Genomic DNA, 15,389 nt, shown 5'->3' on the forward strand with positions numbered 1-15,389 from the left:
AGGTGTGCGAGTGCGTTACTGCCAGCGGGGCGTTTCATATAGTCGGCAGGGGTGCCCCCGGTGGGACTCGAACCCACACTGGAACCCTTTTAAGGGGTTTGCCTCTGCCATTGGGCTACGGGGGCGCCGTAATCATACGTAACGGACCACACTTGCGTAACGGGTCAGAGCCCACGTCTCTGCTCTTCCTTCCGTAGTGCGCAAGATAACGGTATACGTCACGCGCCCCCGTGACTCGGGCAATGAACAACAGACCGCTCAAGTAGCCCAAATTCACCACGTCACCCCTGTTAGGCCTTAAGAGAACAGTACGGCCCGCGCCCCGGCATTGCGGCGCGAGCCGTACCTAACCCGTCAGCCTGTGGCGGCCGCCGCCTTGAACTCGTCGCGGGGGGACTCGATCTCACCGAGTGAGACGGTCTCCCGCTTGAAGAAGAGGGCGAGCGTCCAGTCGGCCACCACGCGGACCTTGCGGTTCAACGTAGGCACCCGGGACAGATGGTAGGTGCGGTGCATGAACCACGCAGGGAATCCGTGAAGCTTGACACCGTAGACGTTCGCCACGCCCTTGTGCAGGCCGAGCCCCGCGACCGACCCCGCGTACTTGTGCCGGTACTCGACCAGGGGACGTCCCTGCAGGTGGCGGACGATGTTGTCGGCGAGCACCTTGGCCTGCCGCACGGCGTGCTGCGCGTTGGGCGCGCAGTACTGTCCGGGATTGGTCACGTCCGGCACGCCCGCGACGTCACCGGCCGAGAAGGCGCCCTTGACGCCGGCGACGGTGAGCTTGTTGGTGGTCTTGATGCGGCCCCGCTCATCGAGCGGCAAATCGCCCGCGTTGACCACCGGGCTGGCCTTGACCCCGGCCGTCCACACGATCGTGGCCGACTCGAAGGTGTCTCCGTCCGAGAGCACCACGTGGCCACCCTCGCAGGACTTCAGAAGGGTCTGCATCTTGACCTCGATGCCCCGCTTGCGCAGCTCCTCCAGGGTCCACTTGCCCATCTCGGGGCCGACCTCGGGAAGGATGCGGTCGCTGGCCTCGACGAGCACCCAGCGGAGGTCCTTCTCGCTGAGGGTGTCGTAGTACTTCACCGCGTCCCTGCCCATGTCCTCAAGCTCGGCCAGAGCCTCGACGCCCGCGAAACCGGCGCCGACCACGACGAAGTTGAGCGCCCGCCGGCGCACCTGCTCGTCGTCGGTGGAGTCCGCCCGGTCGAAGAGGGCGAGAACGCGGTTGCGCAGCGCGATGGCTTCGCCGACCGTCTTGAACCCGATCGCGGCGTCCGCGAGCCCCGGGATGGGCAGCGTGCGCGAGATGGAGCCGGCCGCCATGACGATGACGTCGTACCCGATCTCCTCGCTCGGCCCGGAGGCGGGCTGGAACGTCACGGACCTGTCGGCGTGATGGACCTTGGTGACCTTGCCGTTGAGGATCCGGACCTTGGACAGCACCCGGCGCAGCGGCGTGACGACGTGACGCGGGGACAGGTTGCCCGCCGCGGCCTCGGGAAGGAAGGGCTGGTAGGTCATGTAGGACTGCGGGTCGATGACCGTGATCCGGACGCTTCCGGACTTCAGCTCGCGGCGCAGAGAGCGCTGAAGCCGGAGTCCTGTGTAGAGACCGACGTACCCTCCGCCGACGATGAGGATGTGCTTGGCCTTCTGGTCCACCTGAGTGCCCCTTCGTGGCATGGTCGCTTGTGAAACCATTCACAAGCCTACGTCACGAAGGGGTATCGACGCCAATCCCCTTGTCGGCAACTATGGGGATATTTTCGGACTGGTACATCTTGAGGGTGGATTCCCCAGGAAAGACCCCCGAAATTTTCGTCTAGTGACGGACTTCACTGCACCACTGGCTGGGGGTGCTTCAGCTCCAGCATTGGCTGGGGGTGGTTCAGCGGGCCAGCTCTGCGGCGCGTGCGAAGATCGCGTCGAGCATCGGCTCGGTGACCCGGCCGGTGAACGTGTTCTGCTGGCTCGGGTGGTAACAGCCCAGCAGGCGGACCGGCGACGAGCCGTACGAGATCTCCACCTCGGCCCCGTGGCCGAACGGCGGCCTGCTCCTGGGCAGGGTGTACCCCGCCTCCCGCAGCGCCGGCCAGACCGCCTGCCAGGCGTACCCTCCCAGGGCGACGATGACGCGAAGCGGGTCGGCGACCAGCTCCAGCTCCCTGGCCAGCCAGGGAAAGCACGTGGCGCGCTCCTCGATGGCCGGCTTGTTCGCCGGTGGCGCGCAGCGTACGGCCGCGACCATGCGCGCGCCGAGCAATCGCTGGCCGTCACCCGCGTGCGTGCTGGTCGGAAGGGCCGCCAGTCCGGTGCGATGCAGCGACGCGAACAGCCAGTCGCCGCTGCGGTCGCCGGTGAAGATCCGGCCGGTACGGTTACCCCCGTGCGCGGCGGGCGCGAGTCCTACGAGAAGAACGCGCGGTTTTTCGTCGCCCCAGCCGGCGATGGGCCTGCCCCAGTACGTCTCGTCGACGAACGCGCGCCGCTTGACGTCCGCGACCCCCTCGCGCCACTCCACCAGACGAGGACACGCCCGGCACACCGACTGCCTGGCGGTGAGCTCGGCGAGAGTGCGGCTCGATCGGGCGAGCTCACGAACCTCGCCGGGGGTGTGCGCCACCGGAGTGCCGGGGTCCGCGGGATCCTCCGGCCATCCGCTACCAGGGGGAACGAAACTCATACCACCGATCGTGCCAGCCCCAACCCGGTGCCCGGGACACCTGGACATTGATCCGTCAGTTGGGTGCTTCGTCTCAGCCTTCTTGAGCGCGGCCTCGCACCGGCATCCTGAACCGAGTGCTGCCCCCGCCCAGGACGAATCCCACCCGGCACCCAATTGACGGGTGAGCCGAGTGCTGCCCACCCAATCACTGGACTCCCCAGACCCGGGAGGCATGTCCACGACGCCCCGAAGAACCCCAGGCCCGTGCGCAGCGCTCCCCTCTCCCCGCCGCCGGGGAACGCCACGGCCTGGGTGGGCAGCACACGGTTCACCCGTCACCCGGGTGCCGGGAGGGCGCAAAATCCATCCCACCCACTCCAGAGCACGCCAAAGCCACCAGGGCCGGTGAAGATCTACGAGGCTACTGCGTCCCGCCGGGGGACAGGCTGTATGCGATGCCGTCGAGGATGTCGTGTTCGCTGACGACCACTTCGGCGAAGCCGTACCGGCTGAGGATGCGGTCGAGGATGAGCGCCCCGGCGCCGATGACGTCCACCCGACCAGGGTGCATGACGGGGATGGCGGCCCGCTCGTCGTGGGTCATGGCGAGCAACCGCTGGGAGACCTGGTGCACCTGCGCGGCCGGGATCCTCGATCCGTGGATGCGCTCCGGGTCGTAGGCGGGCAGGTCGAGGGCGATGCCGGCGACCGTGGTCACCGACCCTGCCAGGCCGATGATGGTGCGCGCCCGCTCCACCGGCACCTGGGCGGACACCCGATCAAGGGCGGCCTCGATGTCAGCGCCCGCCGCCGCCACAGCCTCCACCTCAGCGCCTGCCGCCGCCACAGCCTCCACCTCAGCGCCAGCCCTCGCCACAGCCCCCGCCGCCTCAGCGCCCGCCGCTGCCACGGCCTGTGAGGTCGCGCTGGACGACAGGTGGCGCTCGGTGAGGCGCACGCAGCCGATGTCGACGGAGATCGCACTCTCCACGTCGGCGGAGCCGAGCACGAACTCGGTGGACCCGCCGCCGATGTCGACGACCACGACCGGGGTCTCGACGCCGGTGAGCCCGGTGGTGGCGCCCAGGAACGAAAGGTGCGCCTCCTCTGACCCGGTGATCACCTCGGGCTCGACGCCGAAGATCTCGCGGACCCCGTCGACGAAGTCGGCGCGGTTCGCGGCGTCGCGGGTGGCACTGGTGGCCACCACGCGCACCCGGGAGGCGCCGTGCTCCCTGATCAGCTTGGCGTAGCCCCGCATCGCGGTGAACGTGCGTTCCAGCGCCTCGGGCGCGAGCAGCCATGTCCTGTCGACGTCCTGGCCCAGGCGGACGATCTCCATCCGGCGCTCGACCTCGGACAGCCCATTTCCAGAAATGTCGGCAATGAGGAGGCGCACGGAGTTTGTACCGCAGTCGATCGCCGCCACGCGCGTCATGAGCCCATCCTCGCGACCACCGGCGTTCTCCGAAGGCCCCTCGTCACACGTCCTCCTCTGGAACCTCGGCGCCACCGGAAAGGACCTCCGCACCACCCGAAAGGATCTCCGCACCACCCGAAACGACCTCGGCGCCACCCGGGAGGACCTCCGCACCACCCGAAAGGACCTCCGCACCACCCGAAAGGACCTCCGCACCACCCGAAAGGGCCTCGGCGCCATCATGGGCGCCCGAGCCGGCGGCCGGCTCCACGCAAGGCCCGTCGCACCACCATTCGGGCAGCGCGTCGAGAGCCTCACGGCCCAGGGGATTGCTCCCCGGCACTGCGAGCTCGTGCCCCACCAGCGCGTGCAGGCACTTCACGCGGTTCGGCATGCCACCCGCGCTCTGCATGTCGCGGGGCAGCGGCTCCAGCCCCTCCTCCGAGGCGACCTTGTCCCGCCGCGAGACGTAGTCCTCGTGGGCGCTGGCGTACGCCTCGGCCAGGTCGGGCTCCTCCGTGAGCCTGGCCTGCATCCGCTTCATCAGCCCGGAGGACTCCAGCGTGCCGATCGCGGAGGCCGCCTTCGGGCACGTCAGGTAGTACAGGGTCGGGAACGGCGAGCCGTCGGGGAGCCTCGGAGCCGTCTCCACGACGTCGGGCAGCCCGCACGGGCACCGGTGGGCCACGGCCCGCAACCCCCTGGGCGCCCGGCCGAGCTGCCGCTCCACCGCGGCCACGTCGGTCGGATCAACCCGGGCCACGCTCGCCGGATCAATCCCGGCCATGTCCACCGGATCAACCCCGGCCACGTTCGCCGGTTCCACCATCATCAACTCCCCCTGAAACCGTCACCCAACCGGCGAAGACGTCACGGAGCCGGCGTGCGGCCCGCTTCGATTCGCTGGCCGGTGCCGCGGTCGGCCGCCTCGATCGACTCCCAGAGCGTCTGGTACCACGGGGCCTTGGCCTGGGGCTGCGCCCCCGCCTTGGGCTGCTTGGCCTTCTTGGAAAGGTCGAGCACGACGTAGCACTTCTCTCCGGCACCGCAGTAGTGCAGCCGGGCCCTGGCCTGCTGCCTGATGTACGCGGGGTCGTCGAGCCGCTTGCTGCGCTCTCCGAGCTCCTGAAGGTCCTTGAGCGCCTGAGCCTGCTGCTTCTCCAGTTGGGCGATCTGGCGTCGCTGTGCGACGTACTCCCGCACAGGATAGGCAAGGCTCATGGCGATCGCGCACACGACCACCGCGAGGATCGCGGCGCGCCCCGTCAGCTGCGGTCGTTTCTTCATGATCCTCCCAGGTCCGTACGGCTTGCGCGCAAAAGTGCGCAAGCCGTACGGAGAAAACTAGCCCTGGAAACGCGGAAAAGCTCCGCGACCCGCGTAGCGGGCGACATCGTCGAGCAGCTCCTCGATGCGGAGCAGCTGGTTGTACTTGGCGACGCGGTCGGACCGCGCGGGGGCGCCGGTCTTGATCTGGCCGCAGTTGGTGGCCACGGCGAGGTCGGCGATCGTGGTGTCCTCGGTCTCGCCGGAGCGGTGGCTCATCATGCAGCGGTAGCCGTTGCGGTGCGCCAGGTCGACGGCGTCGAGGGTCTCGGACAGCGTGCCGATCTGGTTGACCTTCACCAGCAGCGCGTTCGCGGCGCCCTCGCGGATGCCGCGCTCCAGGCGCTCGGGGTTGGTGACGAACAGGTCGTCGCCCACGATCTGCACCTTGCCGCCGAGGCTGGCGGTGAGGGCCTTCCAGCCCTCCCAGTCCTCCTCGTCGAGCGGGTCCTCGATGGAGACCAGAGGGTAGGAGCGGACGAGGTCCTCGTAGAAGGAGATCAGCTCGCCTGCGCTGTGGCCCTTGCCGTCGAGGGTGTAGACGCCGCCGGAGTGGAACTCGCTCGCGGCCACGTCGAGCGCCAGCGCGATGTCCTCACCGGGGACGTAGCCGGCCTTCTCGATGGCGACGAGGATCAGGTCGAGCGCGTCGCGGTTGCTCGGCAGGTTGGGGGCGAACCCGCCCTCGTCGCCGAGGCCGGTGGCGTAGCCCTTCTCCTTGAGCACGCCCTTCAGCGCGTGGTAGGTCTCGGTGCCCATGCGCACGGCGTCGGAGAAGGTCTCGGCGCCGATCGGAGCGATCATGAACTCCTGGATGTCGACGTTGCTGTCGGCGTGCGCGCCACCGTTGAGGATGTTCATCATCGGCACGGGCAGCACGTGGGCGTTGGGCCCGCCGACGTAGCGGAACAGCGGCAGGTCGGCGCTGTCGGCCGCCGCCTTGGCCAGGGCCAGGGAAACGCCGAGGATGGCGTTCGCGCCGAGCCTGCCCTTGTTGGGCGTGCCGTCGAGGTCGATCATGGTCTGGTCGACCAGACGCTGCTCCTCGGCGTCGAAGCCGATGATCTCGTCGGCGATCTCGTCCGTGACGTTGAGAACGGCCTTCTGGACGCCCTTGCCGCCATAGCGCTCGTCGCCGTCACGCAGCTCCACGGCCTCGAACTGGCCGGTGGACGCACCGCTCGGGACCGCCGCGCGGCCGGTGCTGTAGTCGTCGAGCAGGATTTCTACCTCAACCGTGGGGTTCCCACGGGAATCGAGAATCTCGCGGGCGGTAACGGCCTCGATGGCAGCCACGAAGCGCTCCTAGATCTGTCAGCCCGGGGACGGGCCCCCGGAACCCACCACCGCGCCGTCGTGCGCGATGCGGTTGCGGACGGTTTGCCTCATGAGCCTATCGGGCCCTACCGGCCAGTACGGCTACGCCTCCCCGCGAACACGCCGCTAACAGTTGCCGTCAACCCTCGGGGAACTATGTCTGCTCCGACCGCTCCCAGGTGCGGACCCGGTCGCGGTAGGCGCGGGCGGCGGCGCGGAGCTCGGCCTCGGGGTCGAGACCCGCCGCGCGCGCCCGCCGTACGAGGTCGAACAGCTCGCGGCCGATGCCCTGGCCGACAGCGCGCGCGAGCGCGTCGGGGACCCCCGCGCGCTCGGCCCGGCTCTGGAGCCCGTTGGCGAGCGAGAGCGCCGGCTGGCCCATCGGGACGCCGTCGAGCAGCGACTCCCAGCCCTTGGCGGCCCGCTCGGCGGCCTTGATGGTGTCCCAGTTGTCGCTGACCTCCTCGGCGCCGCTCACCACGGTGTCCGAGAACACGTGGGGATGGCGCCGGACCAGCTTGTCGACGATGCCTCCCGCGACGTCGTCCACGTCGAAGCCGCCGTCGTCGGGCGAGCGCTCCTGGGCCAGGCGGGAATGGAACATCACCTGCAGGAGCAGGTCGCCCAGCTCCTCCCGCAGCGCGGCGTAGTCGCCGTCCTCGATGGTCTCAAGGACCTCGTACGACTCCTCGAGCAGGTAGGGCACGAGGGACTCGTGGGTCTGCTTGGCGTCCCACGGGCAGTCGCGGCGCAGCCGGTCCATGACGGCCACGAGGTCGAGCAGGCGCGCGCCCGGCAGGTCGTACGAGCCGGGGACCAGCTCGATGACGGGTGGGTCCTCCATGTCGAGCGCGGCGCGGCCTACCGCGCGCATGAACGGCTCGTCGCCGTCCTGCGCGGCGAGCCAGACCACCGTGCCGTCGCGGCTCTCGCGCGCCAGGGCGGCCGGGTCGGGCGTCACGACTTCGACCGGGATGCCCTCGTCCGCGAGGTAGGGCAGGAGAGGATGGTCGCCTGACCCGGTGAGCACCCGGCCGGAGCCGAGCACCGCCCACGCCCGCCCGCTCAGCAGGCCGGGGGCCACCCTGGGCGAGGTCGTGACGACGACGAGGGTCATGTCACTGGCCGGCGGCGGGATCCGGCTGGGGTGTCGCCTCGGTGCCGGCGGCGGGCGTGCCGAACCGTGCCTCCTCGATGAGGCCCTGCTGCGGGTCCCAGGTGCCGTAGCGGTGGGAGACCTTGACAGGAATGGTGTCCATCTGCCCGAACAGCTTCATTTGGGCGGTCTGGACGGAGGCCTGATCGGTCAGGTTGGCGCCGTACTTCTGCAGCGACTTCTGGTAGATCAGGGCGGTGCGGACCCAGGCGTTGGTCTCGGACGGCGGCACGCCCTTGGTGAGCGCCGCCGGGCCGATCTTCTCGATGCCACCCTGCTCGGTGAGGAAGTCGGCGACCTCGCGCTCGGTCACCGTGACGCCGTTGCGCTGCGCGAACTGCTCGAACTGGCGAATGGAGATCATCTGCAGCAGCACGGCCCGCGGGATGGACGGGATCTGGAGCTGCGCCTCGGTGATCTTGGCCTGCTTCAGCGCGGCCTGGTACTCCGTGACCTCGGAGTCCAGCGCGCCATTGGTGATGCGGCTGCTCCCGACGGTCGCCGCCGTGCCGACCTGCACGGGCGAGGAACAGGCGGTCAGCGCGGCACCGGCGAGCACTGCGGCCGCGACGGCCGGCAGCACGCGCACACGATTCGACTTCACTAGCGGTCCCTTCGACAGACGCGGGCTTACTCTACTCAAACCGCGCGCGAGAACGGTCATCGAGCACCTGCGGCCCTGGCGGGTTCGAGGAACAGGGCCTCGACCAGGTCGGTGCACCATTTGAGCAGATCGAGGTCGCGCAGCGGCTGGCCGCCTATGGGCTTGGTCTTCGGAACCGGCACGAGCAGGGTCTCCGCGGCCACCTTGTAGATCGCCTTGGGGTAGAGCCGGTCCAGGCGCACCTGCTGCGACTCGCGCAGCGACACCCGGGCGAACCTGATGTGCTGGCCCTGGAAGGCGACGTCGCTCAGCCCGGCCTTGCGGGCGTGCACCCGGAAGCGGGCCACCTCCAGCAGGTTGTCCACCTCCTGCGGCGGACGCCCGTACCGGTCGACGAGCTCCTCGCGGACGGCCACGATGTCGGCGCCGGACCCCACGGCGGCGAGACGCTTGTACGCCTCAAGGCGCAGCCGTTCGGAGGTGACGTAGTCGTGGGGGATGTGCGCGTTGACCGGCAGCTCGACCTTGACGTCCGCGCGCTCCTCGACGACCTCCTCGCCGGCGAGCTTGGCCTTCTGCTCCTGCACGGCCTCGGCCATCATGCGGACGTACAGGTCGAAGCCCACGCCCGCGATGTGGCCGGACTGCTCGGCGCCGAGGATGTTGCCCGCGCCGCGGATCTCCAGGTCCTTCATGGCGACGTACATGCCGGCGCCCATCTCGGTGTGCTGGGCGATCGTCGCCAGGCGCTCGTGCGCGGTCTCGGTGAGCGGCGCCTCCGGCGGGTACAGGAAGTAGGCGTACCCGCGCTCGCGGCCCCGGCCGACCCGGCCGCGGAGCTGGTGGAGCTGCGACAGGCCGTAGTTGTCCGCGCGGTCGACGATCAGGGTGTTGGCGTTGGGGATGTCGAGGCCGGACTCCACGATGGTGGTGCTGACGAGCACGTCGAACTCGCGCTCCCAGAAGCCGACCATGATCTTTTCGAGCTGCTGCTCGTTCATCTGCCCGTGCGCGACCGCCACGCGGGCCTCGGGCACCAGCTCGCGGAGACGGGCGGCCACCTTGTTGATCGAGGACACGCGGTTGTGCACGAAGAACACCTGGCCGTCGCGCATCAGCTCGCGCCGCACGGCCGCCGCGATCTGCTTCTCGTCGTACGGGCCGACGAAGGTGAGGATCGGGTGCCGCTCCTCCGGCGGGGTCAGGATGGTGGACATCTCGCGGATGCCGGTGAGGCCCATCTCCAGCGTGCGCGGGATCGGCGTCGCCGACATGGCGAGCACGTCCACCTGCGTGCGCATGTGCTTCATGGCCTCCTTGTGCTCGACGCCGAAGCGCTGCTCCTCGTCGACGATGATGAGGCCTAGCTGCTTGAACCGGATGTCCGGGTTGAGCAGCCGGTGCGTGCCGATCACGATGTCGACGCCGCCCTCCCTGAGCGCTTCGAGCGTCGCCTTGACCTCTCCGTCGGTCTGGAAGCGCGACACGGGCTTGACCACGACGGGGAAGCTCGCGAACCGCTCGCCGAAGGTCGACAGGTGCTGCTGGACGAGGAGCGTGGTCGGCACCAGGACGGCGACCTGCTTGCCGTCCTGGACGGCCTTGAACGCCGCCCGCACGGCGATCTCGGTCTTGCCGTAGCCGACGTCGCCGCAGATCAGGCGGTCCATCGGCACCGCGCGCTCCATGTCGCGCTTGACCTCGTCGATCGCCTCTAGCTGGTCGCCGGTCTCGGCGTAGGGGAAGGCGTCCTCCATCTCGCGCTGCCACGGGGTGTCGGAGCCGAAGGCGTGCCCGGGCGAGGCCATGCGGGCGCTGTACAGGCGGATCAGCTCGCCGGCGATCTCCTTGACGGCCTTCTTGGCCCGCGACTTGGCCTTGGCCCAGTCGGCGCCGCCCATGCGGTTGAGCGTGGGCGACTCGCCGCCGACGTACCGGGTGACCTCGTCGAGCTGGTCGGTCGGCACGTACAGCCGGTCGCCCCTGGCGTACTCGATCACGAGGTACTCGCGCGTGGCGCCCTGGACGGCCCTCTGGACCATCTCGATGTAGCGCCCCACGCCGTGCTGGCCGTGCACGACGTAGTCGCCCACCTTGAGCTGGAGCGGGTCGACCATGTTCCTGCGCCGGGACGGCAGCCGCCGCATGTCCTTGGTGGAGGCCTTCTGTCCCACCAGGTCGAGATGGGTGAGCACGGCCACGGCGTCGCTGACGAAGCCGTGCTCGACGCGGCCGGTGGTGACGTTGACCACGTCCCTGCCGGGGGCGGTGTCGAGGGCGGGCACCAGCCTGGCGGCGACGTCCACGCCCCTGAGCAGCTCGACCATGCGCTCGGCGGGGCCGTGGCCCTCGCTGAGCAGCACGACCGCGCGCCCGTCGCCGAGCCACCCCTTGATGTCCCCCAGGGCGCGCTGGGTGTCACCCCGGTACGACTCGGCCTCGCGGGCCGACAGCTCGATGATCTCGCTCTCGCCGTACACGTCGTCCTCGGCGAGGTCCGGCCCGCCGGAGCCGTCCACGCGGCCCGGCTGACCGGTGCGGTCGGTGGTCGCGAACGGTGCGACGGTCCACCAGGGCTGCCCCAGCTCGCGGGCGTGGTGGCGCACCTCGCCGAGGCTGCGGAACGCCGCGGCGCCGAGGTCGATCGGCGCCTCTCCCCCGGCCGCCGCGTTGATCCACGACGCTTCGAGGAACTCCTGGCTGGTGTGCACCAGCTCGACGGCACGGCCGCGGATGCGCTCGGGGTCACAGACGAACACCGCCGCGCGGGCGGGGAGGTGGTCGATCAGGAGGTCCATGCCGTCGACGAGCACGGGCGCGAACGCCTCCATGCCCTCGACCGGGATGCCGTCGGCGAGCTGGTCGAGGATCTCCTTCAGCGCGGGATGCAGCTCACCGAGATCGCTCGCCCGCTCTCTGACCTCCGCGGTGAGGAGCAGCTCGCGGCACGGCGCGGCGAACAGGCCGCCCTCGGCCACTTCGAGCGAACGCTGGTCGGCGACCTTGAACCAGCGGATCTCCTCGATCGTGTCGCCCCAGAACTCCAGGCGCAGGGGGTGCTCCTCGGTGGGGGGGAACACGTCGAGCAGGCCGCCTCGCACGGCGACCTCGCCGCGCTTCTCCACCATGTCGACCCGGTGGTAGCCGTTGCCGACCAGGCGCTCGACCACCTCTTCGAGGTCGGCGTCGTCGCCCGAGCGCAGCCGTACCGGCTCCAGGTCGCCGAGCCCGGTGACCAGCGGCTGCAGCAGGGCGCGGATCGGCGCCACGACGACGCTCAGCGGCCCGGCGGCGGCGTCGCCCTGGACGGGGTGGGCCAGCCTGCGCAGCACGGCCAGGCGCTGGCCGACCGTGTCACTGCGCGGCGAAAGGCGCTCGTGCGGCAGCGTCTCCCAGGCCGGGAAGACCGCGACGGCGTGCTCCCCGACGAGGCCGGTGAGCGCCGCGGCGAGGTCCTCCGCCTCCCGCGCGGTCGCCGTGACGGCGAGCACGGGCCGGTGGCGCGCCAGGGCCGCCACCGCGAACGGCCGGAGCGCCGGCGGTGCGATGAGGTTGATGTCCTCACCTGTGCGTTCCAGGGCCCCGGCCAGCTGTGGTTCGGCGACGACAAGGTCGAGCAGTCCGGAAAGACTCATCTTAGAAATGCCCCCACATGGTCACGCCCGCCTTCTCATTCGCCTCGCGGACCGCCTGCTCGGCTACGAACACCCCACGTGGCGACCCACCACCGCGCGCGCCCGAACAGCGACCACTCCGTACGTCCGCACGGCTCCGTGCGGTGTGTACGGCGACACGCGCGATCCCGGGTTCGTCGAACCACCGGAATTACCACAAGGCTACTTCCCCCTCGGCCCCGCCATGCCGGGAACCACCCCTCCGCCCGATCGAGGGGGACTTGTCGTGAAGGTACCGGTGGGCGGGCCCGCATCCCCGCCCGGTCATGAAGGGCCTGTGGCCTGGTCATGGCGGGGCTCCGGCGGTGAAGAACAGCCCTTTCGTAAAGTAAATCCACTACGGAAGGAGTTTTCATGACTACCCTGAGTCACATGTCTGAGGTTCGATGGTGGCCGGCAACCCAAGGCGACGTGTTCAGTCTCCGCATGCGTGAGCTGTGGACCGAGCAGCTCGGCCGGCGGCTCGACATCCTGATCGCCGGCTGCGGGCGCGGCGACACCGTCGACGTCGACCGCGTCGAGACCCGCGTCACGGGCATCGACGAGGACCTCCCCGTGCTGCGCGCCTCGACCGGACGCCGCGACGACCTGGACGCGAGGTTCCTCGGCGATCTGCGCGCCGCGCCGCTGCTGCCCCGCACCTTCGACGTCGTGCACGTCGCCTTCCTGCTGGAGCGCGTGCACCACGCCGAGCTCGTGCTCGACCGCATGGTCAACGCCCTGCGCCCCGGCGGCCTGCTGCTGATCCGCATGCGCGACCGGTCCTCCGCGTACGGCTTCTGCGACCGCTTCATGCCGGGCTGGCTGCGCCGGCTCCTGTGGTCCCGCTTCGCCCCCAAGGGCATGGTCGGCCCGCTCCCGGCGATCTACGAGCAGGTGGCCTCCCGCGAGGGCATCCACTCCTACTGCCTGATGCGCGGACTGATGATCGCCGAGGACTACTCCGGGTCGTCCGGTCCCGCGCTGCGCGGCCCGCACGCCAAGCTCGTACGCGTCGTCTGCCAGGTGGTCGGGAGACTGTCGGGCGACCGCCTCCCTTCCACCAGGGACGAGGTCACGCTGGTGATCCGCAAACCCCAGAACCACTTCGCCCGCCTGATCTGACGCACCGGCCACCAGCCCCACCACGCCACCGCCGCGCTAACGCCACGAGTCGTTCCACCACGCCACCACCCCACGCCCCCCCGTCGGCGCGCTAACGCCACGACTCGTTCCACCACGCCACCACCCCACGCCCCCCCGTCGGCGCGCTAACGCCACGACTCGTTCCACCACGCCACCACTCCACCGGCGCGCTAGCGCCACGGCGCCGATGCGGCGGGACGTGGTACGGCGATACCGGCGCCGGACTACGGCGGGTGACCCGCCGGTCGTTCAGCGGCGGGTGAAGAGGGGCTCCCAGCTTCCGGGGCGTTGCGTGTTCTCGCGGTTGCCTGAGAGCTGAACCTTCGTCTTCCCGTCGATGCTGACCAGCACCAGCCCGTTGTGGAACTCGTTCTCGCAGGCTCCCGCGCAACCGAGGGCGATCAGGTGCTCGTCGTCGGCCCAGGCGAGAAGCTGGAGCATCTTCTGCCTGCCGACGACCTTGCCGGTGGCGACATCCCTGACCGTCGTCTCCGGGCCCGGCGGCGTGCCTCCATCGGCGTACAGCGCCCCGTTGGGGGAGACGCCCGCCTGCTGGTAGGTCTTGACCAGGTCCTTCGGCGCGTCGTCGTGCCGCCGCCCGTCCAGGTCGTAGTACAGCCTGTTGTCGTACCCCTTCACCTCGTCGGGTTCCGAGACCAGCGTGCCGTCATCGGACCACCGGAAGGCGGAGGGCGGCATCGCGAGATGACGGTCGCCCTTCTGCGCGGACGGGTGGAACGACGCCCGGCCCGACGCCACGTCGACCACCTGGAAGCCGGTGCGCCCGGGGTCCGAGCTTCTCCAGCTGTTCCCGTCGGCGGAGACGTGGGTGCGGATCGTGGGGTCCTTGTCGTACGCCGTGGCGAGCAGCTTGGTGCCATCGGGCGACCAGGAGACGTCGGCCACGGGGTGATCGAAGTCGACCCACTTGACGACCTCCAGGGTGGTCATGTCGAGCACGCCGACCCGGCGGGCGGGCAGGTCGCGCTCCAGCACGGCCGCGAGCTTCATGCCCGGAGCCACGTCGAGCTTGGCCCAGTCGGTCTGTTCGTACGTCCCGGTCCCGGCGTTGTAGAGGAACCACGTCTCGTGACGGCGGTCACTCCTGTCGCCGATCTTCTCCCGCGCCCACACGTAGTACGCCGAGACGGCGACCCTCCCCGCGGCGATCAGCTTCTTCGGCAGAGGGTTCTCGGTATCGGTCAGCACCGAGTCCGGCGCCCGCACGTCCTCGGGAGTGGGCGCGGCAGAGTCCTCGCCCGGCGACGGAGCCACCGCGACCGCCACACCGCCCCCCGGGGCCTCCAAGGGGATCAGCCTGGGGGCGAGCACGCCCGCGACCACGACGGCGGCGGTCGCCCCCGCGGCGAACGACACAGTGATCATCGGACGCCGGGGCCGCCCCCGCAGGGCCCGGTCGGCGAGATCATGGGGGACCCGGGCGTCCTCGGCCCAGTCCCGGAGCGTCTCCGGCAGCAGGGTTTCCAGCTTCACGAGGTGGCCTCCTCAAAAGGGTGGTCGGGCAGGCGGAGATCGGCGAGTTCGGGCGCGACGGCGCGCAGCCGGGCGAGCGAACGGTGGGCCGTGCTGCGGACCGTTCCGACCGAGCAGCCCATGATGTGCGCCACCTCGGCCTCGGGGAGGTCCTCGAAGTAACGGAGCACCAGCACGGCACGCTGCCGCGCGGTGAGCCGGGCCAGCGCGTGGCGCAGGACGAGCTTCAGGTCGGCCGTGTGCGTGTCGTCGCGTCCCGCGACGTCAGGGGTTCGGGCCACCACGGTCTCCCGCCGCCGGGAGGCCAGGCGCCACCAGCTCACCTGCTGGCGGTACATCGCGCGCCGCACGTACGCCTCGGGCTCGCCGATACGGGACCAGCGGGTGGCGGTCCTGGCCAGGACCGTCTGAAGCAGGTCTTCGGCCGCATGCTGGTCCCCGCCCGTGAGCAGGAACCCCAGCCTCATGAGCGCCGGCGAGCTCGCCGACACGAACTCGCGGAAACGTCGCTCCTCGGCAACGTCCACGATCACCTCCAGAGGGTCGATGTCAGCCTCTAGGACGCGGTCGGCTCCGCTTCGCTATGCCTCTCGATC

The 15,389-nt window shown here is 70.1% G+C and carries 11 protein-coding genes, 1 tRNA gene and 1 pseudogene; 1 reads left to right on the forward strand and 12 read right to left on the reverse strand.

Annotated elements, in window-relative coordinates:
* Positions 1-52 precede the first annotated feature (52 nt).
* The 10 genes and pseudogenes from ACOZ38_RS41375 to mfd all read right to left on the reverse strand — a co-directional run bounded on the left by ACOZ38_RS41375 (position 53) and on the right by mfd (position 12,135).
* Positions 53-125: transfer RNA gene (locus tag ACOZ38_RS41375), tRNA-Leu, on the reverse strand.
* Between the two features lie 229 nt (positions 126-354).
* A complete protein-coding gene (locus ACOZ38_RS41380) occupies positions 355-1,695 on the reverse strand; it encodes an NAD(P)/FAD-dependent oxidoreductase (protein ID WP_405141803.1) in 1,341 nt (446 codons plus the stop codon).
* Positions 1,696-1,900: 205 nt separating this feature from the next.
* Complete coding sequence (locus tag ACOZ38_RS41385; RefSeq protein ID WP_424536314.1) at positions 1,901-2,695, reverse strand: uracil-DNA glycosylase; 795 nt, start codon at positions 2,693-2,695, stop codon at positions 1,901-1,903.
* A 403-nt stretch (positions 2,696-3,098) separates the two neighbouring features.
* Positions 3,099-4,115: an exopolyphosphatase gene (locus ACOZ38_RS41390; RefSeq protein ID WP_424536315.1), complete on the reverse strand. Its 1,017-nt coding sequence runs from the start codon at positions 4,113-4,115 to the stop codon at positions 3,099-3,101.
* A gap of 226 nt (positions 4,116-4,341) precedes the next feature.
* Positions 4,342-4,884 (reverse strand): annotated as a pseudogene (locus tag ACOZ38_RS41395) (DUF501 domain-containing protein); the annotation flags it as partial.
* Between the two features lie 83 nt (positions 4,885-4,967).
* Entirely contained in the window at positions 4,968-5,384 is a 417-nt protein-coding gene (locus tag ACOZ38_RS41400; RefSeq protein WP_405141808.1) for an FtsB family cell division protein, read from the reverse strand.
* Positions 5,385-5,441: 57 nt separating this feature from the next.
* A complete protein-coding gene (gene eno, locus ACOZ38_RS41405; RefSeq protein WP_424536316.1) occupies positions 5,442-6,719 on the reverse strand; it encodes a phosphopyruvate hydratase in 1,278 nt (425 codons plus the stop codon).
* 175 nt (positions 6,720-6,894) lie between these two features.
* A complete protein-coding gene (locus tag ACOZ38_RS41410; protein WP_424536317.1) occupies positions 6,895-7,857 on the reverse strand; it encodes a MazG family protein in 963 nt (320 codons plus the stop codon).
* 1 nt (position 7,858) lies between these two features.
* Entirely contained in the window at positions 7,859-8,500 is a 642-nt protein-coding gene (locus ACOZ38_RS41415) for a SurA N-terminal domain-containing protein (RefSeq protein WP_424536318.1), read from the reverse strand.
* A gap of 56 nt (positions 8,501-8,556) precedes the next feature.
* Complete coding sequence (gene mfd / locus ACOZ38_RS41420) at positions 8,557-12,135, reverse strand: transcription-repair coupling factor (RefSeq protein WP_424536319.1); 3,579 nt, start codon at positions 12,133-12,135, stop codon at positions 8,557-8,559.
* A gap of 465 nt (positions 12,136-12,600) precedes the next feature.
* On the opposite strand from mfd, the gene ACOZ38_RS41425 reads away from it, so the two are divergent.
* On the forward strand, positions 12,601-13,278 hold the full coding sequence (locus tag ACOZ38_RS41425; RefSeq protein ID WP_424536320.1) for a class I SAM-dependent methyltransferase: 678 nt from the start codon (positions 12,601-12,603) through the stop codon (positions 13,276-13,278).
* Positions 13,279-13,548: 270 nt separating this feature from the next.
* Here the strand turns inward: ACOZ38_RS41425 and ACOZ38_RS41430 are convergent, their stop codons facing one another.
* Both ACOZ38_RS41430 and ACOZ38_RS41435 read right to left on the reverse strand, forming a co-directional pair.
* Positions 13,549-14,793 carry a hypothetical protein gene (locus ACOZ38_RS41430; RefSeq protein ID WP_424536321.1) on the reverse strand — a complete coding sequence of 415 codons (1,245 nt, stop codon included), beginning with the start codon at positions 14,791-14,793 and terminating at the stop codon, positions 13,549-13,551.
* Positions 14,790-15,326 carry a SigE family RNA polymerase sigma factor gene (locus tag ACOZ38_RS41435; protein ID WP_424536322.1) on the reverse strand — a complete coding sequence of 179 codons (537 nt, stop codon included), beginning with the start codon at positions 15,324-15,326 and terminating at the stop codon, positions 14,790-14,792. Before ACOZ38_RS41435 ends, ACOZ38_RS41430 begins: the two co-directional genes overlap by 4 nt.
* Between the last annotated feature and the right edge of the window lie 63 nt (positions 15,327-15,389).

The sequence above is a fragment of the Sphaerisporangium viridialbum genome (assembly GCF_049674955.1).
GTDB lineage: Bacteria > Actinomycetota > Actinomycetes > Streptosporangiales > Streptosporangiaceae > Sphaerisporangium > Sphaerisporangium viridialbum.